The organism is Veillonella sp. AF36-20BH (assembly GCF_003602765.1).
In the GTDB taxonomy this organism is placed as follows: domain Bacteria; phylum Bacillota; class Negativicutes; order Veillonellales; family Veillonellaceae; genus Veillonella; species Veillonella hominis.
This window is the reverse complement of the sequence record NZ_QTLR01000005.1, coordinates 95,746-121,817: the sequence shown is the minus strand read 5'-3', so window position 1 is coordinate 121,817 and position 26,072 is coordinate 95,746. Positions and strand designations below refer to the sequence as shown.

Sequence of the window (26,072 nt, the reverse complement as noted above, 5' to 3'; positions counted from 1 at the left end):
CTGCTGCTAAATACACCTATTATCATTCGTTTGCCCATACTATATGGTCACAAATTTCATAGTATTTCGCTTACTCTATTAATAATGGTACAAAGTATGCTTCTGTACCAGCTATCTCTTCCGGAGAAAAACGGCATCCTACCGCGGAAGCTTGATCACCAAGCATAAAACAGGATAAGGTTAAAAATCCATCTTTCACTCCACAATCCACTGTATGAGTAAAACGTTTCTGCTGTATAAAGTCTTGATACATAACCTTTTTACTGTCGCGACAAATGATATCATCATAGTTATCAACTAGCTTTTCCATGTAAAGCTCAGATGTATCACCACGTTTTTGAACAACTTGTACATGCCTTCCTTCACGGCCCCAAATCTCCTTTTGAATATAAAGTCCATCATCAAGAGCGGAAAAGTCATTTTCAAAATAGGATGGTGCCAAATACTGTTCGATTATATCTCGATCAGGTTTCGTAAAAAATTGATCTGTTAAATACAATGCATATACTAAGGACATAAAGGATTTATTTTGTAAAATAATTGACTCTGGAGGATTAAAAAGAGCAAATGTATTATCCTCGTAAAGATCTAAGAACATCTCACCCAAAGGTTCATCATCAGGCGTCCGCTCATCAATCAAAAGCTCCATGGGATGTAATCGATACAATAGAGTCGCATGACTACCATCTGCTAAAGGAACCCCCTCATCATCAATCTTCATATCATAAAAGGATATAAAGCGCGTGTCAGCCTCAGGACAGGCTGTTTTTAGCTCATTCATAAGAAACTGTGTTGTTCCATAATCTTCAAAATAATCATGAAAGCAGGAGAATACAAAAGGGTCCTTATATAGACTTTCTCTATTTGCCACTATAGACTTATATTGATTTCTACCATACTTAGCAGATAAAACAGCATCATACATGCGCTTTAAAAATGTATGTAATTCTTTTCGGCATTCTGTATTAGGATGTTTTCGTCCTACATAATTAGCTGCAATTTCATTGGCATAATAGCTTTCAATGAGAAAACATGGCGTATCCGCATTAAGTTCTACCATGCGCAAATTGCCATTTATATCGAGAACAAAATCAAAACGAGATAACCACGTCGGTAAACCTAAGGCATTAGACTTATGTAAGTAAGGAATTAAATTGTCTGGCATATCCATATTTCGAGCAAAGTCATCTGGTGCCATTTGAAATACTTTTGCTGCTTTACAAAATATTTGAAATAATCTACGTGAAGCATGACGAATTTCATCGTAAAAGTCGGATGAAAAGGCCTGCATAGACAATGAAGGATACCGATCATCATATCCTTCATATTCCACAAAATTAAATATATTTCTATCCAGCTCATCAATATAGGATTTCATTGTTTATCCTTTCATCAGGAGGTCCCGCTTGAAGTTCGGGCGCCTACACTACCAAAGCCATATTTTTCACCAATTCTATGTGCTCGATTACTCGTTTTAGTATTGTAACGATTTCTAGTCATTTCATTAATAGTTCTAGCCACTCTTGCACTATTAGATTTACTAGCGCCTGTATTTGCATCAAAAGGTGTAAGAGGCGACGTAACGCGATAAGTCATACTTGGTGCATCCATATATGCCATTGGGGCTGAAAATCCATGAAACGCATAGTACCCTACAGCCAGAGTCGGAATCAAGCTGGCTAAGCCTGCATCCCATATAATATTGCCTTTCTCATCGCGATGAAAGGTAACAGACTTCTCAGCATCATCATATAGTGCCGTTTCTTTTCCATCACCATGATTAATCAAGGTATAGCTTTTACCTTCATCATCAACGAGCCGTACTTCACCATTATTTAATTCTGGTTTAACCACATCACATAGGGCATAGCTAACATCATCCCAATACGAATAAGCGCCTACTAGAGCTGCTATAGATGTAAAGGCTATGGCTATGTAAACAGTATTCTTACTTGGTTCATACATAAAATATTCCTTCGTTTGATTTCGTGACTGGAATCAATACTATTTCAATCTTTTATTTCTTTTAATAAAGTCTGACGTCCCTGCTTATTCTTTAATTCCACCATATACGCATACCGCAACAATATGTCACTGTCGTTTCTAATATTCGCCAATCGTGTATCCTCTGAATCAGGCAAATTTTTAAGCAATCCGACCTCAACATAAGTAGTATCATTAACCGTACTAATAACGGATACCTCATTCGTTGTATAAATAACAATCCACTTCTCAGGAGACTTTGTGTCTTGCTTAATGGTATAAACCTTGCCATACACGGCATCGATAAGATCGATAGCCGTTGCATTAGGATCTTGTTTTGACGTATACACCTTTAAACCGTCTTTTGTACCTTGTGATTCATAATAATAGGAATCCTTAATGCGCTCCTCCATAGTATAGGGGAAACCCACTTCATCACGAAGCTCGTGCCAAGACAAATCTCCTATAAACAAATACCCCAAAAAGAGTAAAATAATTCCCCAACTTAGACCCAATCGAGTCCATTCTTTTCTGCGCGCTGCATTTCGCACTTTTTTACTCGCCGCTTGTGCAGCCTGATCTCTCCGTCGATGTATATCAGACAAACGAATCCGTTCGCCTTGAGCCTGATCTGTTAAACCACCACGCCAGTTCTCTATAAAAAATACAAAGGTCTTATCCTTTTGAACCGCTCTATATTCTTTATAATCTGCTTCGTCACCTGTTCTAGCCTTAGATTGCCCCTCCACAGATGTAACGCGTTCTATGCCTTTATCATGAAGTCTAAATCCTCTAGGCGGTGTGGAGCGTAAAATAGGTTCAGAAAAAGTACAATATTCTTTTTCCCCATTTACAATGGTGAGCCATTTTTTATCCGTCTCATTAACGGGCATAAGACCATATTCAGTCCAAGACTGAGCCCCTGTAGAAACACCTAGTTCTTTCTTATAATTTTCATCATTAAGAGCATAACGTATTGTACTATTAACAATAAACTCTTGATAAGAAATGACCTCCCCGACTACGTATCGTTTTCCCTGAATCTCTACAACATCATAACACTTAAAATTCATGTCTCAGACTCTTCTGCAATAATTTCTTTTAAAAGCTTAACTTCTTCGTTTGCTAATGGTCGTTCCAATAAATCAGGCCGTAATAATCGTGTTCTTTTAAGTGCTTCTTTTTGACGCCAGGTTGCAATATTTTTATGATGACCACTGCGCAAAACATCTGGAACAGCCCAGCCTCTAAATTCTGGAGGCTTTGTATATTGCGGGCACTCCAAAAGAGACTCATAAAAAGAGTCCTCTTGTGCCCCACTGGCCGCACCTAATACACCAGGTATCATGCGAGCTACTGCATCAGTAACTACCATGGCTGGCAACTCACCACCGGTCAATACATAATCACCAATGGAAATCGTTTCATCTACAAGATGTTTCTCTACGCGATAATCTACACCTTCATAGTGACCACAAATAAGGACCACTTGATCATAGCTAGCCAATTCACGAGCCTTCTCCTGTGTAAAAGGCTGTCCTGTAGGTCCCATAAAGATAATACGACGTCGTATACTTTCATTAGGATTACCAATAAGACTCATTTCATCACACATTTCATCTGTGGTATAAGTATCATTAATATCACTATCATATTGAGCAATAACGGATTCTACGGCTTCAAAAATAGGAGGTGCCATCATGAGCATACCAGCCCCGCCACCATATGGTGTGTCGTCTACTTGACCATGCTTATTATGGCTAAAATCTCGAGGATTCGTTACACCTACAGATAGACGTTTTGCCTCGATAGCTCGTTTTATGATGGAATGATTAAAAAACGCATCAAAAAACTCTGGAAATAAAGATACAATATCAATACGCATAAACCGTCCCCTGTACTTATTAACTCACATTAACTCATTAGTATTATCTATATATAGCTATATTATATACCTTTTACGATAATATACCTATATGTAGATAAAACAAAACCGCCCAAAGGATTATATCCATTCAGGCGGATCTACGATCATCAATTTATTTTCCACATCGATGTCTTTAACGACCTCTTCAATGGCTGCAAATAATTGATCTGGTTCCCCATCTTTGGAGACCACATATACATCATTAGCACCTGGTTGTAATACATCAGTAACTGTGCCAAGCACATTACCCATAGTATCTTGTACCTCAAGGCCAATGATATCAAAGATATAATAGCGACCTTCTGGCAATTCCACTAAATCTTCACGGCGCACTTGAATTTCTTTCTTACTCAATAATTCAGCCGTATTACGATCAGGAATTTCCTTAAAGGATGCTAATACAAATTGTTTGTGAAATCGTGCGGATGCAACGTGGTATTCTTTACCATCGATGTAACAGGCATCCATATGCATAAACCGTTCTGGAAAATCGGTTTGAGGCATAATACGAAGATCACCCCGCACGCCGTGCGGGGCAATGATAACACCTATTGTGATGAAATCGTTATGTTTCATTATTGACGAAACGCAACGATCTTACCGTCTTCTAATAGGATTTCAGCGCCCATCAAGGCATCCAAATTATCCCCGATTTTAACGGTAACTGTTTGCTCTAATGTACCTTGAGGAATTTCAGTTCCTAAAGACAACTCCTTAGCATCCTTCAATTTAGCTGTTACTTCTTCTTTGAAAGCCAAGCGTTTATTTTTTTCTTCGTCGATTTGTTGACGAATAGCAGTGAGACTTGTAGCATCAACTTTAGCTGCATCAGCCAAAATACGTTGAGCTTGGAACTCAATTGCTTCCAAATCTTTATTCACCATATCAAGACGAGTTTCAAGATCGGAAACAATTTTCGCTTTCAAGTCATCTGTTACTTTTGCTTTTACTGCTACAGGGACACGTAATGTCATTTCTTCCATTGGAATACTCCCTTTTAAACAATATCAACAGATATCTTTTTGTTCTCTTTAATAGCCGCCGCTTTCACCACAGAGCGAATCGCTTTAGCAATTCTACCTTGCTTTCCGATGACTTTACCCATATCCTCTGGGGCTACATGAAGTTCATAAACTTCCACATTCCCCTTTTGGACCATGGTAACAGAAACGGCATCAGGCTGCTTCACTAATGATTTCGCAATTAATGAAATTAATTCTATCATCACAGTATGCCTCTCTATTAATTACTTTTTAGCGTCTGCAAATTTTTGCATAACGCCTTGTTTTTTGAACAAGGAGCGAACAGTGTCAGTAGGCTGAGCACCTTTAGCTAACCAAGCCAAAGCTTTTTCTTCGTCTACATTAACGATAGCTGGTTGTTTAGTAGCATCATATTTACCAATTGTGTCAACAGGACGACCTTCACGTGGAGCACGTGCGTCAGCAACTACGATACGGTAGAAAGGAGCTTTTTTAGCACCTAAACGAGTCAAACGAATTTTTAACATTGTGAAATTCACCTCCTTATACTGATGTGGATGGACAAGTTCAGCGCCCCTGCCCATGTATTACATAAACGGTAATTTAGGCATTCCAGGGAAGCCGCCCTTACCGCCACGTAAACCTTGCATGCGCTTCATCATCTTCCGCGCTTCTTCAAATTGTTTCAACAAGCGATTTACATCTTGGACCTGTGTACCAGAACCTAATGCAATACGCTTGCGGCGAGAACCGTTAAGAATACTTGGATTTTCTCGCTCTGCCGCCGTCATGGATGTAATGATAGCCTCAATACGACGCACCTCTTTACTATTCAAATCAAGGTCCTTTAATTGATCCTTAATTTGTCCCATGCCTGGCAACATTCCAATAATATTTTGTAATGGCCCTAACTTTCGCACCTGGTTCATCTGTTTTAAGAAGTCATCCAAGGTGAAATTGTTTTTCGCCATTTTCTTTGCCATTTCACGAGCTTCTTCTTCATCAATGGCGCCTTGTACATTTTCAATCAATGTTTTAAAGTCGCCCAAATCGAGAATACGAGAAGCCATGCGGTCTGGATAGAATACATCAAAACCATCCATTTTTTCGCTCACACCAGTGAACTTGATTGGCAAGCCTGTTACAGCTTTGATAGATAATGCGGCACCACCGCGCGCATCACCATCGAGTTTAGTAAGGATAACACCATCAACACCTAGTTTTTCATTAAAGGTTTGAGCTGTTGTTACTGCATCTTGACCGATCATGGAATCTACAACGAGCAGAATTTCATGAGGTCGAACAGCAGCTTTGATGTTTGACAACTCATCCATAAGAACTTCATCAATTGCCAAACGACCTGCTGTATCAATGATAACAACATCTTTCAACATATGCGTGCTTTGCTCTACGGCACGACGCGCAATATCTACTGGATTCGCACCAGGTGTTTCATCGGCAAATACAGGAATATCAATTTGCTTACCTACAACTTGCAACTGAGTAATCGCAGCTGGACGATATACGTCGGCAGCGACAAGCATCGGACGTTTACCTTGTTTACGTAGGTATACAGCTAGTTTACCAGCTGTTGTAGTCTTACCAGCGCCTTGTAAACCAACGAGCATAATAATTGTTGGTGGCTTGCTAGAAATCATGATACGACTTTGCGTACCACCCAAGAGAGCCGTTAACTCATCATTTACGATTTTAATAACCGTTTGGGCTGGATTCAAGGACCCGAACACCTCTTCACCAAGGGCCTTTTCCTTAATGGACTTAACAAAGTCCTTTGCTACCATAAAGTTAACGTCCGCTTCTAATAAAGCTGTACGTACCTGACGCAACGCAAGATTGACATCATCTTCTGTAATTTTGCCCTTCCCTTTTAAGGATTGAAAGGCTTCTTGCAGTTTTTCTGACAAGCTATCAAATGCCATAATATCCCTCCATTTGCGCCAATACTTGTTGCACCTTGGTTTCGGCTAACACCTCTTTAGGCAATGTTGCTTTCAACTGTGAAAGCAAGCCTTCCCGTTGTTCATATTGTGCCACCAAGTGCAATTTAGATTCGTAATCATTTAAAATGTGTCGAGCACGCTGTAAGTTATCGTGTACAGCCTGTCGTGATACGCCTAATTCCTCAGCAATCTCGCCAAGGGACATATCATCTTCGTGGTGAAGTTGTAAGGACATGCGTTGCTTGTCCGTCAACAATGGCCCATAGAAATCTAAGAGCAAACTGATGAGTACTCGTTCTTCCATTTCGCCACCTCCATCACTGTCAAGTCATATTACTTTACATATACTACCGTACATAAAGAAATGTGTCAAGTAGAAATACTTAACACACTTAATTTATTGCTATAATACATATAAATCACAGTTATACAAGCTATCTCATCCCCTTAAATGAACCAAAAACCATAAACTAATTAACTACCTTAACATAATCATTCTAGACAAATTTAATTCATAATCAATGATAATTATTTCTAATTTCTAATTTCTAATTTCTACTTTTATATCTATAATAATATGCTATAATATCAATATCTAATATTTTCAATATAAAAAAACAGGAGGTATTATATGAATACCAAACAATATGACATTATCGTCTTAGGTTTCGGCAAGGCTGGTAAAACATTAGCCGCAAAATTTGGCTCTATGGGCAAATCCGTAGCCATGATTGAAGAAAATCCACTAATGTACGGTGGTACATGTATTAATATCGCATGTATCCCTACTAAGACGATGATCATTGCCGCATCAAAAGGCTTATCATACGATCAAGTATTAAACCAACGTGAAGTTGTTACATCTCGCTTACGCAATAAAAACTTCGGTATGTTAGATACAAATGAACATGTCGATGTCTATACTGGGCATGGTGCATTTATTAGCAATAAAGAAATCGCCGTTACCGCTGGCGAGGATAAGATTATATTATCTGCTGACACTATCGTTATAAACACTGGTGCTGTAGCGATTAAACCTAATATTTCTGGCATTGATACGGCTATAGGTTTCTATAATAGTACAGAAATTCAACAATTACCTACTCAACCTAGTACATTAGGTGTTATCGGCGCTGGTCCTATCGGTCTTGAATTTGCCAGCCTATATGCAAAACTTGGTGCTAAGGTAACTGTATTCAACATCGAATCTAGCATCTTAAAACGCGAAGAACCTATCGTTCAAGAACTAGCTAACGAGTACTTAACTGAACAAGGCATTACCATTCTTAATAATGTAACATTAGAATCTGTATCCAATGATGGAGACAAACCAGTTATCACCGCTAATAATCAAAACTACACTTTTGATGCTGTTCTATACGCTACAGGTCGCAAAGCCAATACGGCTAATATTGGTTTAGAACATACGGACATCGCTACTAACGAACGCGGTGCTATTGTAGTTAATGATACTTGTGAAAGCTCCGTCCCTGGTGTATACGCAGTCGGTGATGTAAACGGTGGTCCTCAATTCACATATATATCTCTTGATGACTTCCGTATCGTATTTGGCGCACTTACTGGTAACAGCCAGTATACCTTAAAAGATCGTAAAAATATTCCTTATACTACCTTCTTAACACCTCCACTTTCTCGTGTAGGTCTTACAGAAGAAGATGCAATCAACCAAGGATATACGGTTAAAACGAAAGAAATGCTCGTAGCTACCATGCCTAGAGCACATGTAAACGACTATTTAAAAGGCGCCTTTAAAATTGTTGTGGATGCGGATAACGACTTAATCCTGGGCGCTACACTCTATTCCCAAGGCGCAGAAGAATTGATTAACTTAATTAAAATGGCTATGGATAATAACATTCCATATACATATTTCAAAAATCAAATCTTCACACACCCTACAATGGCAGAAAACTTAAACGACCTTTGTAATTTCTAATAATTTAATAGCTAATACAATCACTAATTATAAAATAATAACCTAACCAAAAAGCCTTTAGACGCTAAACTAATTTAGCAACTAAAGGCTTTTGTATTTATCGATATGATAGTTTATTTATCAATGTATCAGATTATTATAGCTTTTTTAGCAGTGCCTAACTAAAACATGCTAAGACATTGTAGCAATTAATTTTTAGTAAACAATCTGCGCACTATCGTTTGTAATTTAGGGGTTAATACAATAGCAACCACAATTCCTGCGGCACTTGTAATCAAAGAGTATTGAATTTTACTAGCCGCCACGACCGCACTTTCAAGAACGAACCACCACGCAAGGAAGTAGCCAAAAGCGGTCCAAACAGCACCAATAATAAGGGCTACTAAAATACGACCAAAGGATGCAGTTGGTTTTGTAATAGAGGGTGGCAAATAGCCTGCAGTCATACCACCTACGATAAGTCCTGCAATTCCTTTAATAAAGAAAGAGAATACGATGTACTGTGTATGACCACCAAAGAGATCAAATAGTGCAGATCCAATTGCCGCACCCAAGCCTCCATATAATCCACCAAAAAGTATAGATGTTGTAAAGAGTGCAGCCGATCCTAAATGAACCATAGCGCCACCTGGTATTTCAATGCGAATTGTAGTAGCCACTGCACATAACGCGGCAATAAAACCAATATAGACAATGTCTCGAGTACTTAATTTCATAATCATGAACCTCTCTTTTAAATCAATTACTATATTCAGTATAACAAATCATAAGCCGTCTAAAAACACCATTATCGTAGGAATTAAATATTCATTTCACGTCTCAATATAAGATATAAATATATACTTAACTATATGTCTGTAGATATAATAAAGCACCTATACCTCTGTATAGGTGCTTTATAGTATTCAATTATATGTATAATCTTAAATTTTAGCTCGTTTCAAACGAAGTGAATTACTTACAACTGTAACAGAGCTAAATGCCATCGCTGTACCAGCAATCATAGGATTTAACGCACCAATAGCGGCCAAAGGAATGCCAATACAGTTAAAGATCAATGCCCAAAATAGGTTTTGTTTAATATTGGTCATTGTCTTACGGCTGAGTCGTACTGCTTGTACCAAGGTATGTAAATCATTTCGTACAAGGACGATGTCGGCTGCTTCTACCGCAATATCTGTACCACTGCCAATAGCAAAACCAATATCTGCCGTAACGAGAGCAGGAGCATCATTGATACCGTCACCAACCATCCCCACTACAAGACCTTTATCTTGTAATTCTTTTACCTTACTAGCCTTGTCTTGAGGCAATACTTCAGCTATAACATGAGTAATACCTGCTTGCTTAGCAATATATTGAGCAGTTCGACGATTATCACCTGTAAGCATCCATACATCAATACCTTGAGCATGTAACTCTTTTACAACCTCAATAGTTTCTGGACGTAATTCGTCTTCTACAGCCCACAAAGCACTAACAACGCCATCTACAGCTAGAACAGATACGGAAGCACCTTGTTCTTCAAATTGTAAAATATCTTCTTGAACCGCTGTTAAATCATAACCTAGTTCATTCATCCAACGACTGTGCCCAAGTTGTACGGATACGCCTTGGTATGCACCTTGTAACCCTTTACCTGGTACATCAGCAAAACTTTCAAGTTCAACAGCTTTACCTTTATAGCCATGATCTTCACCATAGTAAACCATGGCCTTTGCAATCGGATGAGATGTACCACTTTCAAGAGCCATCATAATAGACATATTAGTACTTTCATCACCATTATAATTTTTGAAAGCCGTCACATCCAATACACCCTGTGTAAGGGTACCGGTTTTATCCATAACAATGGCATCGAGTTTACCCGCTTTTTCAAGATATTCTGCACTCTTGATGAGCACACCGTGTTCCGCACCAAGGCCAGACCCAACCATGATAGATGTTGGTGTAGCAAGGCCAAGCGCACAAGGACATGCGATAACCAGTACCGCTGTTGCATTAATGAGAGCAACGTTAATAGAATCTCCCATAATGAAGTACCACACAAGACCTGTCAAAACAGCAAGGCCAATAACGGTCGGTACAAAATATTGAGCCACGATATCTGCAATACGTTGAATACTAGCCTTGGAGGTTTGTGCCTCTTCTACAACCTTGATAATTTGAGACAACATCGTATCGGAACCGATACGCTTGGCTTCCATGGTAAAAGCACCACTTAGGTTTATAGTAGCACCAATAACTTCAGAACCAACTTGTTTTTCTACCGGTAAGCTTTCACCGGTCAGCATAGCCTCATCTACTGTGGAATATCCCTCAGTAATCGTGCCATCAACGGGGATCTTTTCACCTGCACGAACTTGTAAAATATCACCGGCTACCACCTTAGATGTAGGGATATCAATAAATTCTCCATCACGCAACACATGAGCCGTTGCAGGTTGTAAGGCAATCAATTTTTGAAGTGCTTCGGAGGTACGGCCTTTTGCAATCTCTTCTAAGAGTTTACCAAGAAGGATAAAGGTAATGAGCCACGCAGAGGTTTCAAAATATATTCCATGAGGGCCTAATTCAGGGTGAAATTGCCAGTTATAGATACTGAATAGATAAGCTACCGTCGTGCCCATTACTACGAGTACATCCATCGTAAGCGCCCCATTTTTCACTGCACTCCAGGCGCTCTTATAGAACATGAGACCAGGACCAAACTGAGCAATAGTAGCAAGAACAAACTCTACCCATACAGGCAATGCCTGAATACCAAATCGATGTAAGGTCATATTAATCATCATCGGTACCGCCATACAAGCAGCAATAATAAGTCGTATAATATGAGGTTTTAAGTTAACCTTTTCTATTTCTTGCTTTGTTTCGTCTGCTTCTGCAGCACCAAAGCCGATATTCGTAATGGCATCAATTATCTGTTGTGAATCTACAGCAGCCCCGTCTTTATATTCAACGCTCCCCTTTCGAGTTAAGAGGTTAACCTTAACAGATTCTACGCCATCAAGTTTAGAAACAACATTTTCAACACGTTTTACACAGGCTGCACAGTGCATACCTGTAATATCAAATTCTTGTTTTTTTACGCTCATATTCACAGGCCTTTCTACTCTGTAGATACATATATCTTATCTTACAACTTACTATATTATTACAAATCCGTACTATATTTTGTATCTATATACTTAAATATACGTCTAAACATCGGTCTATAAAAATGATATATACCTTATTGTAAATAAAATAGCCATAAACAGGTTCACTAAGAATATTTAATATACTCTAAAACTTCAATATTGAACATATTTCATGAGTAACTACTCATATATCTATATTTAATAATAACATAAATTCTCATTACGTCAATATCCTACCAAATATAGAGGGTTATTTCATTTTTACAAGGGAATTAACCTCTTTTACCTATACATAGCCTTCATAAATAGATTATAATAAAGTGATGATGAATAAACATAAACTTTGATTCCAAAGGAGGTGAATATATGTCTGAATCAATAAGCCCTACGGTGGAATTTATTTCTCTAGCAAAAGAATTTCGCCATGAATATGTTGTTGAAAAATCACGGTTTATAACAACTGTATATCCTTGCAAGACTAAAGAGGAAGCCCAAACCTTTATAAGCCGCATCAATAAAGAATTCTGGGATGCGCGCCATAACTGTACAGCCTATGCATTAGGCCCACAGCAAGAACAACAACGATCTTCCGATAATGGAGAACCATCAGGTACAGCAGGTAAACCAATGCTAGAAGTACTCAAAAAGACTGGCATTACCAATGTAGCCGTCGTCGTAACGCGTTATTTTGGAGGTATTAAATTGGGCGCTGGTGGCTTGATTCGGGCCTATTCACACTCTGTTGCGGAAACCTTACGTCTTGCCCCTAAAGAACTACATACAACACGAACCCGAGTACAAGCAAAGATTGACTATTCGCTGTATGGAGCAGTAGAAAGATATTTACAGGACGAAAATTTACATTATGAAGCAAGCTTTGGTGAATATGTAGACATTACAATTCTAATACCACCTACTGATGTAGAGCGCATACAAAAAGCGCTCCAAGACATAAGTCATGGAGCTGCTACTTGTACTGTATTAGATTCTATTGAGGTGGTACTACCACTAGATAACTAATCTAGTTAGTAGATTCCAAACTTTTAATTGCCGTTATTAACTAAACCGGCTATGCCTTGACCGAGTTCACGACGTTTTTCCTTAGTCATAGGATAAGGCCATACTCGTTCTAATTGTTTTTTCCGGCTAATTTTATTACGAGCCGTCATTAATCTACGTGCTTCCCAATTACGAATTGCTTGACCTAAGGTTCTTTTTACCACGCCCATAGTAGTACCTACTTTCTTAACTCTTGTTGTATATCAAAATTTGTGATAAGTATAGAAAGATATTTTAAAACTCAATTTACTTTCTATTACTTTGTTGAATTTAGTATATATAGCATTTTATTAAATGTGAAATGACCGTTACTTAGTTCGTTATAATTTTTATTTATCATATTATGTGTATAATAGGGAGATTCTATGGATACATCTTACTACCACAATTTTATTACCCTTGTTCAAACGGGCAATATGACACAGGCCGCAGAGATTCTTCATATTACACAACCAGCGTTAAGTAAGCAGTTGAAATATTTAGAGGCTGAATTTGGGGCTCAATTAATCAACATTAAACGCGGCCAACGAGGATCAAACTTGCAATTAACAGATGCTGGTAAAATCTTCTACGAAAAAGCACAACAACTCTGCTCTATTGAAGAATCTACATATAATGCTGTACAACAATTGAATTCACGCATTGAAGGTACTTTACGTATTGCGACGTCTGCATCTCGTTCAACGCCAATCGTACAGCAATATTTACCAGCTTTTTCCATGAAATATCCATCTGTCCATTTTGAAATTTATGAAGGACTTATGACAAATGTAGTGACCCAACTCATCAACGGTAGCGCCGAATTAGGTATCGCCAATATTCAAATGGTAGATATCGATAAATTCGATATCCTGCTTACCCAAGAAGAGCATTTATACGCTATTTTCCGTCGTGATGTATTCTGGACAGATCGTGAGCATGATACCATCACGTGGGAAGACATAAAAAAATGTCCTCTATCCCTTTCTGGTGGCTCTGTTCGAATGATTATGCAATCTAGCTTAACAGATATGGAGCAACTTAATGCGGTAGCTATAACTACAACAAAAAGCTCAGCTATTGAGTGGGCCTCTTCTGGTCGTACAGTTTCTTTAGTCCCAATGGACGCTAAGGAACTCATTAATCATCGCAAAATGGCCCGCATCAAATTGCCAGAATTCTCGGGGGATTTCAAAAAAGCTTTTATCACACTTAAAGGCCATGCACTTTCCCCAGTAGCACAGCAATTTATTGACTTTTACAAAGCCTATGTATAATCATATTTGTACATACTATTACCATACTATGACATTAACAGCTCATATGATTGGTACCTATTTGATTATAGATGCCAATACAATACATAAGAAAAGACCTAGTACAATTTGTACTAGGTCTTTTTGTATCAGATCTTACATTACGGCAATGCTTATGGTTGCTTAAGTTCACCGTAGATATGATTTTATTAAGCTTGATGAACAGCACCTACAATATCAGTGATGCTGTTAAGATTATATTGTTCTACATATTCGCTCATTTCACGGGTAATACGTGAAATTGCTGTTGGATCTACCATCGTAGCTGTACCAACTTGAACGGCTTGCGCCCCTGCCATCATAAATTCGATAGCATCTGTGCCAGTCATGATACCACCAAGACCAATAATAGGAATAGTTACCCCTTTATAAACTTGATGAACCATGCGAAGAGCCACAGGCTTTACGGCTGGGCCTGATAATCCACCGTAAGTATTACCCAATACAGGCTTACGACGGTGAATATCTATAGCCATGCCCAACAAGGTATTAATTAGACTTACCCCATTGCCACCGCCTGCTTCAACGGCTTTTGCGATTTCTACAATGTCTGTTACATTTGGTGAAAGCTTAACGATAACAGGTTTATCCGTTACCTTACGAACCGCTTTAGTTACTGATTCAACGACCTTTGGATCTACACCAAAGGCCATGCCTTCACATTCTACATTTGGGCAAGATACGTTTACTTCTAATCCTGCAATACCATCTACAGATAACGTCTCTGCCATCCAAGTAAACTCATCAATTGTGCCCGCAGACATATTGGCTAATAAAGGTACATCATATTTCTTAATATCCGGCAGAATTTCTTTAACAAAATGTTCAGCCCCAGGATTTTCAAGGCCAATACAGTTCAATACGCCAGATGGTGTTTCTGCAATGCGAGTACCAGGATTGCCATGACGACCTTTAGGTGTTAATCCTTTTACAGAAATAGCACCTACTTCATTACTAAGGTCTAAATAACCAGCATACTCAGGGCCATTACCAAAGGTACCAGATGCAGCGATAATAGGATTTTTCATCTTAATCCCGCAGTAATCGATGGCGAGCTTTGGATTAGGCGTAACGGTGTTATTTAAATCGCGTTCACGCATTAAAAGAACACCTCCTCAGCTGGGAATACAGGACCATCTTTACAAACTTTATAACGTTTGCCACCGGCACCATCACAAGCGCAACCTAAGCAACCGCCCGTACCACATCCCATGCGCTCTTCTAAAGATACTTGGCATGGCACATTGAGTTCTTTAGCCACTTGTGCTACGCCTTTCATCATAGGCATAGGACCACAAGTCATAACAGAGGTAAACGAATTAGCATTAATTAGGTCAGGCATGATTGCTGTAGGGAAGCCTTTTGTACCTACGCTACCATCATCAGTAGTGATGTGGACTTGAACAGGCGTATCTTTAAATAAATCAGCCCAGAAGGTTTCGCTTTCATTTCTAAAACCAAGAATAACTTGTGCTTCTTCATCTTTTTGCAAATGGGATGCGATACATAGCATCGGTGCAATACCAACGCCACCGCCAACGAGAAGCATATTATTAGATGTTACAAACGGTTCGCCCAAAGGACCTAAACAATCTAATGTATCACCAGGCACGAGACGTGTCATAATTTCAGTCCCCTTGCCTACGACGCGATACAAAAGGGTAATCGTACCCTTTCGGGCATCAAATCCAGCATAGCTAATAGGGCGGCGCAACAATGGTGCCGTAGAATCCGCTACGCGAACATTACAAAACTGTCCTACCTTTGCTTCTGCTGCTTGTTTTGGTGCGTGAACATCCATAATCCACACATCAGAGCCTATTTGCTCATTGCGAACGACTTCGCCCTGTTCTACATAGCCACTCATGATTTTACTCCAATTCAAAATCTTGTAATGCTTCTACAGTGTAGTTCGCATCATCTTTACGATTCGCCACAACACGCAATACTTCCCGTGCTGTATCGAGACTTGTTAAGCATGGTGTACCCATTTCTACAGCAAGACGACGCAATTGGAAGCCTTCGCGTTCAGGTCGTTTACCTGCAGTCAATGTATTAAGTACAAGATCGACTTTGTCTTGACGAATGTGGTCAGCACAGTTATCATCGCCTTCAGAGATTTTGTTAACTACCTTGCAGTCAACGCCATGTTCCTTGAAGTATTTACCAGTACCACCAGTTGCTTCAATGTGATAACCCAAATCAATAAAGCCTTTTGCTAATTGACTAGCTTCCTCTTTATCGCGGTCTGCAACAGTCATAAGGATTGTACCATCCTCTGGGATACGCATGTTGGCACCATTGATAGCTTTGAATAAAGCTTCAGAATATGTGCGACCAATCCCCATAACCTCACCAGTAGACTTCATTTCAGGTCCAAGAGCGATTTCTACAAGGCCCATTTTAGAGAAGGAGAATACAGGTGCTTTTACAGCTACATATGGTTTATTAGGTACAAGACCAAGTGGTAAGCTTAAGTCTTTTAAGCTTTCACCAAGGGCAATGCGTGTTGCACATTCTACCATATTGATACCTGTAACCTTAGAAATGAATGGTACAGTACGGCTAGAACGAGGGTTAACTTCGATAACGTTAAGTTCACCATCAGCCACGATATATTGAATATTAAGTACACCTTTAACATTAAGGCCTACTGCAATACGACGTGTATAATCAACGATTTGATCAATCAATTCTTGGCTCAAATGTTGAGCTGGATAAACAGCCATGGAGTCACCAGAGTGAACACCGGCGCGTTCGATTTGTTCCATAATACCAGGGATACATACATCGGTACCGTCAGAAATAGCGTCAACCTCTACCTCCATACCAACCATGTAACGGTCGATAAGAACAGGATGCTCCTTAGATGCTACTACGGCTTCCTTCATGTATACATCAAGCTCTTTATCGTTGTATACGATTTCCATCGCACGACCGCCCAATACATAAGAAGGGCGAACGATTAACGGGTATTTCAACTTTTTAGCTGCTTCTTGTGCTTCTTCATCAGAGGTTACCAAAGCACCTACTGGGCGAGGGATACCAAGCTTCGCCAACAATTCATCAAAGCGTTCACGGTCTTCCGCCATATCGATGCTATCTACGGATGTACCGAGGATTTTGACGCCACGTTCTGCCAATGGGCCTGCCAAATTGATAGCCGTTTGACCACCAAATTGAGCAATGACGCCAGCTGGCTGTTCTTTATTGATAATTTCCATTACATCGTCCACAGTCAATGGCTCAAAGTATAAAGAGTCAGAAATATCAAAGTCAGTAGACACTGTTTCTGGGTTGTTATTAATCATAATAGATTGATAACCCGCTTTACGAAGGGCCCATGAGGAATGTACGGAGCAGTAATCGAACTCTACGCCTTGACCAATACGAATCGGGCCAGAACCAAGTACCACTACGGATTTTTCGCCTAGTGGTTTAACTTCGTCTTCTTGTGCATAAGCACTGTAATAGTACGGTGTTTTAGATTCAAATTCAGCCGCACATGTATCTACGTATTTATATGTTGGAAGAATATTCCATTCTTTACGTTTTGCACGAACATCTTCTACAGTTGTATTAGCATAACGAGCGATAACAGAATCAGTGAAGGAATAACGTTTTGCTTTGCGCAATACATCCTCTGTTAAACCTTGCTCAGCCAATGCTTTTTCCACAGTAACAATGTTTTTGATTTTTTCAATAAAGAATGTATCAATTTTTGTAATATAGTGGATTTTTTCTACACTGATTCCCTTGCGAAGTGCTTCTGCTACAACATAGATACGTTCATCATCTACTAAATGTAAACGTTCGATCAATTGTTCCATAGACTCATGAGCGATTTTCTTAAGCTCAATATGGTCTAAACCAATTTCCAAGGAACGAATTGCTTTAAGTAAGGAGCCTTCCAAAGAACGGTCAATAGCCATAACTTCGCCAGTGGCTTTCATTTGTGTGCCCAAGGTACGATCTGCCAAGTTGAATTTTTCAAAAGGCCAGCGTGGGAACTTAGTTACTACATAGTCAAGAGTCGGCTCAAAGCATGCTTTAGTTTCACCGGTTACAGCATTTGTAATTTGATCCAATGTCATGCCTACTGCAATTTTTGCTGCTACCTTCGCAATTGGGTACCCAGTTGCTTTAGATGCCAATGCAGAGGAACGAGATACGCGAGGGTTTACTTCGATAACAATATATTCGTTGCTATTTGGATTCAAAGCGTATTGTACGTTACAACCGCCTTCGATTTTTAAATAACGGATAATCTCTACAGATGCGGTACGCAGCATTTGGTATTGAATATCGTTCAAGGTTTGGCTTGGTGCCACAACGATAGAATCCCCAGTATGCACACCAACAGGGTCAATATTTTCCATATTACATACGATGATGCAGTTATCTGCACTATCGCGCATTACTTCGTATTCAATCTCTTTCCAGCCTGCAACGGAACGTTCTGCTAGAATTTGGTGAATTGGTGAAAGTTTCAAACCACGACGTGTGATTTCATACATTTCATCTTCATTATGGGCAATACCTCCACCAGTACCGCCTAATGTGTATGCAGGACGGATGATAATAGGATACCCAATACGATTAGCAAAGGCTACTGCTTCTTCAAGATCGTTAAAGATATCGGATTCAGGAACCGGTTGGTTGATTTCCTTCATCGCTTCTTTGAAAAGCTCACGGTCTTCCGCTTGTTTAATGGCTTCAAGAGTTGTACCAAGAAGTTTTACACCATATTCTTCTAATACGCCAGCTTCAGACAATTGTACCGCCATATTAAGACCTACTTGACCACCTAATGTAGCCAACAAGCCCCAAGGGCGTTCTTTTTTTATAACTTCTGTTACGAATTCAAGACTAATCGGTTCTACATATACGCGGTCTGCAATATCTGTATCAGTCATAATAGTAGCAGGGTTGGAGTTAACCAATACTACTTTATAACCCTCTTCTCGAAGGGAACGGCATGCTTGTGTACCAGCATAATCAAACTCTGCAGCTTGACCGATAATAATTGGACCAGAACCAATTACAAGTACTTTTTTTGCTTCTGAGGTCATATTATTTTCCCTTTCTCATTAAGTCTTCAAATTCGTCAAATAAATATAGGTTATCAGTAGGTCCTGGGGATGCTTCTGGATGGTATTGTACGGAGAAGATTGGCAATTCTTTATGACGCATACCTTCTACGGTACCATCATTTACACTACGATGTGTAATTTCTACGAAATCTGGCAAAGAAGTATCATCTACCGCATAACCATGGTTTTGAGATGTAATATATACCCGACCAGTACGTAAATCTTGTACAGGATGGTTAGAACCACGGTGACCAAATTTCAATTTGAATGTGGTACCACCATAAGCTTGTGCCAATACTTGATGCCCCATACAGATGCCAAAGATTGGTTTCTTACCAAACATTTTCTTTACTTCTTCTACTGCATAGCCAAGATCTTGAGGGTCTCCAGGGCCATTAGATAAAAAAATACCATCTGGATTTGCTGCCAACACATCTTCAGCCTTAGCATCTGCAGGAAATACAGTAAGACGACAGCCTGCAGCTTCTAGAGAGCGAAGGATATTTTCCTTTACACCATAATCCATTACCGCTACGTGGAATTCAGCATTTTTATCGCCACGCATACCTTGCCATTTTGTAGTTACACGCATAACTTGATCTGTTGGCAAGTCTTGTTTAAACAATTTTTGAATATCCTCCATAGGGTAATCAGAGCATACGAGTACGCCCTTCATTACACCATGGTTACGAAGAACACGTGTAATCGCACGTGTATCTACATCATAAAGGCAAGGGATGCCGTGCAAACGAAGATACTCACTAAATAACCCCTCATTTTGCCAGTTAGATGGAAAGTCACATAGTTCACCTACAATAAAACCTTTACAATATGGCTTAGGACCTTGAGTGATAGAATTTAAAGTACCATAATTACCAATTAAAGGATAGGTTAATGTAATAATTTGATCCGCATAGGATGGGTCAGTCAAGATTTCTTGATACCCGGTCATACCTGTGTTAAATACAACTTCACCTACCGTTGGGGCGCCACCTAATAAGGAACCTTCAAACACGGAACCATCTTCAAGAACTAACTTGCCTTTCATTATAAGACTACGCCCTCCTTCATAACAATTTTGCCATCAACTACTGTAAGTTTAGCTTTACCTGTAACAGTCATACCATCAAATGGGCTAACTTTACCTTTTGTATAGAATTTATTTCGATCTACTGTCCATTCTTCAGTCGTGGAGAATACGGTAATATCTGCTGGCTTGCCAACTTCAAGAACACCTGCATCAAGGTGCATCAACTCAGCTGGTCGAGTACTCATATAGTACACAACTTGATCGATGCTTAGTTTATCAGGACCATATGCATTGGTAATAACCGCCGCCAAAGATGTTTCGAGGCCACTGAAACCATTTGGTGCACAGCAGAATTCATGGTCTTTTTCTTCATATGCATGTGGTGCATGGTCTGTAATAATCGCATCGATTGTACCATCTTTCAAGCCTTCTAATAATGCTTGGCGATGATCTTCAGAGCGAATTGGAGGAGCCATTTTGAATGCTGGGTTATATTCGCGTAGGTATTCATCTGTGAAAGATAAATGTTGGCTTGTAACTTCACATGTTACATTAAGGCCTTTAGCCTTCGCACGGCGCACCATATCTACAGTATTTTTACTACTTACGTGGGCGATATGGATATGACCACCTGTCATTTCAGATAACAAGATATCACGAGCAACAGCCAAATCTTCAGCTACTGCAGGACGACCAATAACACCTAATTCATAAGAAACGATACCTTCATGCATATGGCCATTTTTAGTCAATGTAATATCTTCTGCATGGTCGATAACCATCTTATTAAACATGGAGGAGTATTCTAAGGCACGACGCATAAATGCAGCATTTTCTACATAGTGACCATCATCGGAGAAAGCGACTACACCAGCTTCTGCCATATCGCCCATTTCAGCAAGTTCCTTACCTTCAAGACCTTTGGATACAGCACCAATAAATTCTACTTTCACAACGCCAGTGAGTTCAGCCTGTTTTTGTAAACCTCTTACAAGTGCAGCATTATCTACAACTGGGTTAGTATTAGCCATAGTGACAACACGTGTGAAACCACCTGCAGCAGCCGCTTGTGTACCAGAGTGGAAATCTTCTTTAGCTTCTTGGCCTGGTTCACGCAAATGTGTGTGAATATCGATAAGGCCAGGTGCTACGATAAGCCCTGTTGCATCATAAACTTCAGCACCTTCAGCACTCAAGTTTTGACCGATGGCTGCAATTTTACCATCTTTTACGAGAACATCTGCTACTTCGTTTTGTTTTTTTGCCGGATTAACTACCGTACCATTTTTAATAAGCAAGCTCACTACCGTCACCTCCGATAATAGTTAAGTACAATACAGCCATACGTACAGCTACGCCATTACGTACCTGTTCTTGAATTACGGATTGATCAGAATATGCTACATCTGGTGCAATTTCAAGGCCGCGGTTCATAGGACCTGGATGCATTACCATTACATCATCTTTAGCTAATTTTAATACATCATTGTTAATACCAAAGATACGAGCATATTCTCTATTTGTAGGATACAATGCAGAATGAATGCGTTCTAATTGAATGCGAAGTACGTTAACTACATCTGCATCAGCCACTGCTTCACGAATATCATGGTGTACGGTAACACCTAATTTTTCAAATTCTGGATATACCATTGTACGAGGACCAGCTAGATGTACATCAGCCCCCATTTTTGTAAGGCCATAAATGTTGGAGCGTGCTACGCGACTATGCATTATATCCCCAAGGATAACCACCTTTAGGCCTTCAATAGATTTCTTTTTCTCTAAGATAGAATACATATCTAGTAATGCTTGTGTTGGATGCTCATGAGCGCCATCGCCTGCGTTAATGATAATAGGATCTACGGCTTTCGTAGCATATAAAGGTGCACCTTCTGCGCTGTGTCGCATTACGATAGCATCTGTGCCCATGTAGGACATAGTTAACAATGTATCGCGGAAGCTTTCACCTTTACCCATGGAAGATCCACTAGGAGAAAGATTGATCACGTCAGCCCCTAAGTATTTGCCGGCTAACTCAAAGGAACTACGGGTACGAGTACTTGGCTCCATAAAAAGGTTAATAATGGATTTCCCCTTTAAAAGTGGAACCTTCTTGTCATCAGAAAGAACAATCTTCTTCATTTTCTTTGCCACATCTAAAATCAATTTGATTTCTTCAGGTGACACATTTTGCAAACCCAATAAATCTTTGCCTTTTAGGCTAACTTGTCCCATGATTTCCTCCTAACTCACGTAACAAAAAAGACCTTTTGCCCAGGGCAAAAGGTCAAATAGTTTGCACAAAGAAGCCCCTATGGGCACTTCAACTATATTCCTTTCTCAGCCTCTCTGGACTAAATTAAAAGGTATTGTATTATGCAATGGTCTCTCGTACCATATATGCATTTTCTTTATTTATTGTACTGAATCCACCTTTGAAAGTCAATGTAAAACACAAAATTCATATGGATTTTAAAAAGAGGACAAGCATATAAAATTGCTTATCCTCTCTATATTTAAACAGCTATTAAGCCACTACCATATCTTAAACTTTAATCTAACATTTCTTTTTTAGAAATTAAGAACCTTAACCTAGTGGATATAGTCTTGGTGGATTTTCTTCATCATTTTGCTGTTCATTTTGTGTAGTATACGGCATTTGATCTTGTTGCGACTCATTCGCTACAGGATTTATCTGCACATTTTGCTGATTTGGCAACAATTGAGGCTGACGTTGCTCACGACGACGTGTATTTTGGGATGCCGTCGGTCTAGGTTTTGTTAACTCATCAATGGATACAGCATTTGGAATAGTTACATTTGATGTATCCCCATGAATATCATCAAGTTCACTGAAGGAAGGAGTCCTCTTAGATGCTTGAGCAGCCTTACGTTCGGCTTCAAGTTGTTGACGGGCAAGTTCTGCACGACGACGAGCGCTTTCTTGTTGATCTCGAACACGTTGAATAGCTTCAGCACGCTCTTTTGCTTTACGCTCTATTTCAGCTTGAGCCAACGCTTGTTGACGAGCAGCTTCAGCTTTACGTTCGGCCTCTAGTTGCGCTTTATATCGTTCCTCAGCAAGGCGTCGTGCCTCGGCTGCTTGACGTTCTGCTTCAGCTCGTTCTGCAGCAAGTCGCTCTTGCTCTGCCTTACGAGCTTCCGCCGCTATGCGAGCCGCCTCTGCTTTACGAGCCTCTTCGGCACGTCTTGCTTCTTCTATGCGACGAGCTTCTTCGGCTCTACGCACTTCTTCGGCACGTTTAGCCTCTGCAGCAATACGAGCTTCTTCAGCACGGCGCGCTGCTTCGAGTCGTTCCTGTTCAGCTCTACGTTGTGCCTCAAGTCTAGCTGCTTCTGCTTTACGAGCTTCTTCTGCTCTACGTGCTTCTGCTTCTAAACGAGCTTGTTCAGCTTTACGCGCCGCTTCAATTCTCGCAGCTTCAGCTTTGCGTGCTTCCTCTGCTCGTTTTGCTTCTGCTGCTACACGAGCGGCCTCAGCTTTACGTTCCGCTTCAATTCGAGCTTCTTCTGCTCTACGCGCTTCCTCCGCACGACGAGCCTCTTCTGCTTTTCTTGCTGCTTCCATTTGTTGTGCTTCCAAAGCAGCCTTAGCCTCTGCCGCTCTACGAGCATCTTCTTGACGCTTCGCTTCAAGAGCGGCTTGCTCAGCAGCACGTTGTGCTTCTAAAGCAGCTTTCGCTTCTGCTGCTTTACGAGCTTCTTCGGCACGTCTTGCTTCCAATGCTTCCTGCTCAGCTTTACGTTGTGCTTCTAAACGAGCTCTAGCCTCAGCAGCCAAGCGTTCCTCTTCGGCCTTTTTGGCCTCTAAAGCAGCTTTTTCTGCTGCTCTTTGCGCTTCAAAGCGTGCCTTAGCTTCGGCCGCTTTTCTTTCTTCCTCCGCTTTGCGTGCAGCCTCAATACGAGCAGCTTCAATTCTACTTTCTTCTTCAAGACGTTTTGCTTCCGCTGCTAGTCGAGCTTCTTCTGCTTTACGAGCCGCCTCTAGCCGATCTGCTTCCGCTTTTCTCGCTGCCTCGATACGTGCCATTTCAGCTTTACGAGCCGCTTCCGCCTTGCGAGCTTCCTCTGCTTTACGCTCTGCTTCGGCTTTTTCAGCCATCTTACGCTCAATTTCAGCATGCTTGGCCTCTGCAGCCTTTCGCAACATTTCGGCTTTTTCTGCAGCTAGTCGAGCCTCTTCAGCTTTTTTACGAGCTAATGCTTCTTTCTCATCTTTTGCCTTTTTAAGTTGTGCTTCTTTTTTTACATCTGCTACAGCTTTATCGCTCAACTTTTTAGTTTCTTCATGAGCAATTGTTTCTGCCCGCTTAGCTGGACTTTCAATAGTAGATTTTTTAGTATCTACTGCTCCTTTATCTCCATCTTTACCACCTACAGGGCCTACAGGTATTTGTGTGCCTCCTTGAGTTGGATGCCCTAAAATGTCTTTAACATCTTTCGGCACATTAACAGCAATAGTTTGATGTTTTTGTGGATTTGCAAGAGATTCAGGAATTAACAAGAAACGAATTGGCAAATTCGATGCACCGGCTGGCATAAAGTTTAATGTTAATAAATCGCCCGCATTATAATTCCCTAATAGACGACTATCTAATATAGTACCTTCCCCTAATGCGGAAATACCATCTTCACCACCAATGTGATAAGTTCGTGTATCGGTCTGTCCCCGTCTAGCACCTTGTTGATGCAATGCTTTTACCATAAAGGAACCAGAATAAGGTCCCCCAAGAGGGTTAAAATACAGTCTAAACGGTTCATTCCCCTTTGTAGGAATTTTTAACGTATACGATACGCCATAGTTACCACGGTCACGAACAAATGCTTTATTTTGCATTTCGTCTACACCATTGATAAACGTATCCTCTCGGTCATTACCAATTTCTACAAAGGCACCGCCTAAAGCGGTGTCGAATGGTGTAGTAACCTCCATATTACGTTTAGCACCAGTATAAGTACCGCGTAATTGTATTTCATCAATAGGAAGATTTTTCACCCAATGTGACGCATCAACAGGGTCCATACCCATAGGCAACATCATGACACGCGCAAATATAGGCCCTTCTGTTTTAATATCTACAATACCCGTAAATAATGCATCTCGATTTACCGGTGTATTTTCTAAGTCACTAAAGATTAATTGACGCCCTTGTGGTGGGATGCTAAGAGAGTATAACGGTCTTGCATCTGGGCTTTCATTAAGAGGTTGCTCCAAATCCTTTCGCGACAAATCACGACCTGCTGCAAAATAGTCAGGTGTAGCTACAGATTTTAATTGTCTCATGACATGTACTGAAGTTGGATAAGCCGTTTGGTTTTCTAAGACGATAGCAATCTTGTGAGGTAGATCCATTTCATTTACATGATAGAAATAGATACGCCCATTGCCATTAATTGTACCTGCACTTAACGTACCTCCTACAGGTCCTACATATTCAGGACTATCCGATAGGAGCAATGTATCCGTTTGAGACACCAAAGATGGTGGTAACGGAGAAAACTGAAAATATCCAATTGATTGTAAATCTATATCACGAGCTTCTACATGGCCTGTAAGGGCAGCCATGGCAGCCATAGCCGCAGCTACACAATATCTTGATTTATAGGAAAACATATA

General features: G+C 40.1%; 23 protein-coding genes. 3 read left to right on the top strand and 20 right to left on the bottom strand.

What is annotated here, in order from left to right; translation table 11 throughout:
• Positions 1-70: 70 nt before the first annotated feature.
• From DW000_RS07170 to ylxM, 10 genes are all read right to left on the bottom strand, one after another.
• A complete protein-coding gene (locus DW000_RS07170) occupies positions 71-1,378 on the bottom strand; it encodes a glutathionylspermidine synthase family protein (protein WP_119563303.1) in 1,308 nt (435 codons plus the stop codon).
• Between the two features lie 14 nt (positions 1,379-1,392).
• Entirely contained in the window at positions 1,393-1,965 is a 573-nt protein-coding gene (locus tag DW000_RS07165) for a hypothetical protein (protein ID WP_119563304.1), read from the bottom strand.
• A gap of 44 nt (positions 1,966-2,009) precedes the next feature.
• Positions 2,010-3,056: a DUF4178 domain-containing protein gene (locus DW000_RS07160; RefSeq protein WP_119563305.1), complete on the bottom strand. Its 1,047-nt coding sequence runs from the start codon at positions 3,054-3,056 to the stop codon at positions 2,010-2,012.
• Positions 3,053-3,868, bottom strand: coding sequence for a tRNA (guanosine(37)-N1)-methyltransferase TrmD (trmD, locus tag DW000_RS07155; protein ID WP_119563306.1), 816 nt, complete (start codon positions 3,866-3,868; stop codon positions 3,053-3,055). The genes DW000_RS07160 and trmD overlap by 4 nt, the downstream gene beginning before the upstream one ends.
• A gap of 120 nt (positions 3,869-3,988) precedes the next feature.
• Positions 3,989-4,486 (bottom strand): ribosome maturation factor RimM, encoded by a 498-nt coding sequence (gene rimM, locus DW000_RS07150; RefSeq protein WP_105087063.1) that lies wholly within the window; start codon positions 4,484-4,486, stop codon positions 3,989-3,991.
• Positions 4,486-4,893 carry a YlqD family protein gene (locus tag DW000_RS07145; protein WP_004695569.1) on the bottom strand — a complete coding sequence of 136 codons (408 nt, stop codon included), beginning with the start codon at positions 4,891-4,893 and terminating at the stop codon, positions 4,486-4,488. The genes rimM and DW000_RS07145 overlap by 1 nt, the downstream gene beginning before the upstream one ends.
• Before the next feature lie 14 nt (positions 4,894-4,907).
• On the bottom strand, positions 4,908-5,135 hold the full coding sequence (locus tag DW000_RS07140; protein ID WP_004695567.1) for a KH domain-containing protein: 228 nt from the start codon (positions 5,133-5,135) through the stop codon (positions 4,908-4,910).
• 21 nt (positions 5,136-5,156) lie between these two features.
• Positions 5,157-5,420, bottom strand: coding sequence for a 30S ribosomal protein S16 (gene rpsP / locus DW000_RS07135; RefSeq protein ID WP_120055759.1), 264 nt, complete (start codon positions 5,418-5,420; stop codon positions 5,157-5,159).
• A gap of 60 nt (positions 5,421-5,480) precedes the next feature.
• Complete coding sequence (gene ffh, locus DW000_RS07130) at positions 5,481-6,833, bottom strand: signal recognition particle protein (RefSeq protein WP_024060991.1); 1,353 nt, start codon at positions 6,831-6,833, stop codon at positions 5,481-5,483.
• Complete coding sequence (ylxM, locus tag DW000_RS07125; RefSeq protein ID WP_004695559.1) at positions 6,823-7,158, bottom strand: YlxM family DNA-binding protein; 336 nt, start codon at positions 7,156-7,158, stop codon at positions 6,823-6,825. The genes ffh and ylxM overlap by 11 nt, the downstream gene beginning before the upstream one ends.
• 327 nt (positions 7,159-7,485) lie before the next feature.
• Here ylxM and DW000_RS07120 point away from each other — a divergent pair, with 327 nt between their 5' ends.
• Complete coding sequence (locus DW000_RS07120; RefSeq protein WP_060919895.1) at positions 7,486-8,811, top strand: FAD-containing oxidoreductase; 1,326 nt, start codon at positions 7,486-7,488, stop codon at positions 8,809-8,811.
• A gap of 188 nt (positions 8,812-8,999) precedes the next feature.
• Here DW000_RS07120 and DW000_RS07115 read toward each other — a convergent pair whose 3' ends face one another.
• Together DW000_RS07115 and DW000_RS07110 are read right to left on the bottom strand one after the other, a co-directional pair.
• A complete protein-coding gene (locus DW000_RS07115; protein WP_008603416.1) occupies positions 9,000-9,527 on the bottom strand; it encodes an ECF transporter S component in 528 nt (175 codons plus the stop codon).
• A 207-nt stretch (positions 9,528-9,734) separates the two neighbouring features.
• Positions 9,735-11,909: a heavy metal translocating P-type ATPase gene (locus tag DW000_RS07110; protein ID WP_120055757.1), complete on the bottom strand. Its 2,175-nt coding sequence runs from the start codon at positions 11,907-11,909 to the stop codon at positions 9,735-9,737.
• A gap of 411 nt (positions 11,910-12,320) precedes the next feature.
• Between DW000_RS07110 and DW000_RS07105 the strand changes: the two genes are divergently transcribed.
• Entirely contained in the window at positions 12,321-12,974 is a 654-nt protein-coding gene (locus DW000_RS07105) for a YigZ family protein (RefSeq protein WP_120055755.1), read from the top strand.
• 23 nt (positions 12,975-12,997) lie between these two features.
• On the opposite strand, the gene DW000_RS07100 is transcribed toward DW000_RS07105, so the two are convergent.
• A complete protein-coding gene (locus DW000_RS07100) occupies positions 12,998-13,183 on the bottom strand; it encodes a hypothetical protein (RefSeq protein WP_004695548.1) in 186 nt (61 codons plus the stop codon).
• A gap of 195 nt (positions 13,184-13,378) precedes the next feature.
• On the opposite strand from DW000_RS07100, the gene DW000_RS07095 reads away from it, so the two are divergent.
• A complete protein-coding gene (locus tag DW000_RS07095) occupies positions 13,379-14,269 on the top strand; it encodes a LysR family transcriptional regulator (RefSeq protein WP_004695545.1) in 891 nt (296 codons plus the stop codon).
• A gap of 188 nt (positions 14,270-14,457) precedes the next feature.
• Here DW000_RS07095 and DW000_RS07090 read toward each other — a convergent pair whose 3' ends face one another.
• The 7 genes from DW000_RS07090 to DW000_RS07060 form a co-directional block, all read right to left on the bottom strand.
• Positions 14,458-15,408: a dihydroorotate dehydrogenase gene (locus DW000_RS07090; protein WP_008715749.1), complete on the bottom strand. Its 951-nt coding sequence runs from the start codon at positions 15,406-15,408 to the stop codon at positions 14,458-14,460.
• A complete protein-coding gene (locus DW000_RS07085; protein WP_008715751.1) occupies positions 15,408-16,175 on the bottom strand; it encodes a dihydroorotate dehydrogenase electron transfer subunit in 768 nt (255 codons plus the stop codon). Before DW000_RS07085 ends, DW000_RS07090 begins: the two co-directional genes overlap by 1 nt.
• Before the next feature lie 4 nt (positions 16,176-16,179).
• Positions 16,180-19,380, bottom strand: a complete 3,201-nt coding sequence (gene carB, locus DW000_RS07080) for a carbamoyl-phosphate synthase large subunit (RefSeq protein WP_120055753.1) — start codon at positions 19,378-19,380, stop codon at positions 16,180-16,182.
• A 1-nt stretch (position 19,381) separates the two neighbouring features.
• The gene (carA, locus tag DW000_RS07075) at positions 19,382-20,449 is read right to left on the bottom strand and encodes a glutamine-hydrolyzing carbamoyl-phosphate synthase small subunit (protein WP_120055751.1); all 1,068 of its coding nucleotides are present in this window, start codon (positions 20,447-20,449) and stop codon (positions 19,382-19,384) included.
• The gene (locus DW000_RS07070) at positions 20,449-21,735 is read right to left on the bottom strand and encodes a dihydroorotase (protein WP_004695537.1); all 1,287 of its coding nucleotides are present in this window, start codon (positions 21,733-21,735) and stop codon (positions 20,449-20,451) included. The genes carA and DW000_RS07070 overlap by 1 nt, the downstream gene beginning before the upstream one ends.
• Complete coding sequence (locus DW000_RS07065; RefSeq protein WP_004695535.1) at positions 21,719-22,669, bottom strand: aspartate carbamoyltransferase catalytic subunit; 951 nt, start codon at positions 22,667-22,669, stop codon at positions 21,719-21,721. Before DW000_RS07065 ends, DW000_RS07070 begins: the two co-directional genes overlap by 17 nt.
• A 352-nt stretch (positions 22,670-23,021) precedes the next feature.
• Entirely contained in the window at positions 23,022-26,069 is a 3,048-nt protein-coding gene (locus DW000_RS07060; protein WP_120055749.1) for an ATPase, read from the bottom strand.
• Between the last annotated feature and the right edge of the window lie 3 nt (positions 26,070-26,072).